The organism is Arthrobacter sp. Y3221157, from assembly GCF_059089865.1.
This window is the reverse complement of record NZ_JBNHFD010000206.1, coordinates 1-827: the sequence shown is the minus strand read 5'-3', so window position 1 is coordinate 827 and position 827 is coordinate 1. Positions and strand designations below refer to the sequence as shown.

Annotated in this window: 1 protein-coding gene; it reads right to left on the bottom strand. The window is 66.6% G+C overall.

Translation table 11 applies throughout. From position 1 onward, the window contains the following. Positions 1–749 (bottom strand): LCP family protein (locus tag AC5RTT_RS20665; protein ID WP_494146723.1); only part of this gene is annotated, 749 nt, incomplete at its 3' end. Between the last annotated feature and the right edge of the window lie 78 nt (positions 750–827).

Sequence of the window (827 nt, the reverse complement as noted above, 5' to 3'; positions counted from 1 at the left end):
ATGGCGCCGTAGTCCGGGAACAGCACGGACTGGCCAGCGACGAACCCGGAACCTGCCGTGGGCAGCGTCATGGTGCCTATCGCGTTGGGGTCGAGGTTCCGCAGGCTGTAGGCCAGCATGGCGGCCTGCACGGGATCGAAGCCGCGGTTCACGGTGAGGCAGCAGGACGCAAAATCCACCAGGCCGCGGACGGCGTTGACGTCATTCAGCGCCCCTCCGCCGGTAAGGCGGGCCAGGATGGCACGCAGCAGGATCTGCTGGTTGCGGACCCGCTGGAAGTCGCCGTCCGAAAACGCGTAGCGCTCGCGGGCGAACTCCAGGGCTGACTGCCCGTCCAGGTGGTTCATCCCGGCAGCGAAGACATGCTGGGTGTCGTGGGTGGACTGGAACGCGATGGGCACGTTGACGTCGATCCCGCCCAGCCCGTCGATGAGTCCGCGGAAGCCGTGGAAGTCCAGCATCAGGGTGTGGTCGATGGTGATCCCCAGCAGCGACTGCACTGCCGAGGTCTGCATGTCGATGCCCCCGTACTGCAGTGCCGCATTGATCTTGGCACCGCCGAAGCCCGGGATGTCCACCCAGGTGTCGCGGTTGATGGACACGATGTAGAGCGTCCCGCGGTCGGCGGGAACGTGGACCACCATCAGGGTGTCGGCGCGGTGGTCGATGGGTTCGCCGGTCCTGGCCGTGTGGTCAGCGGCCTCCCTGGCACTGGCGCGGCTGTCGCTGCCGATCACCAGCACGTTCATGGGGACTGCCGGCAGTTCGGGGATGGGCGGTGGGTCCGAAGTACCTGCGGAACGCCATCAGCGTGAATTCCACAACCT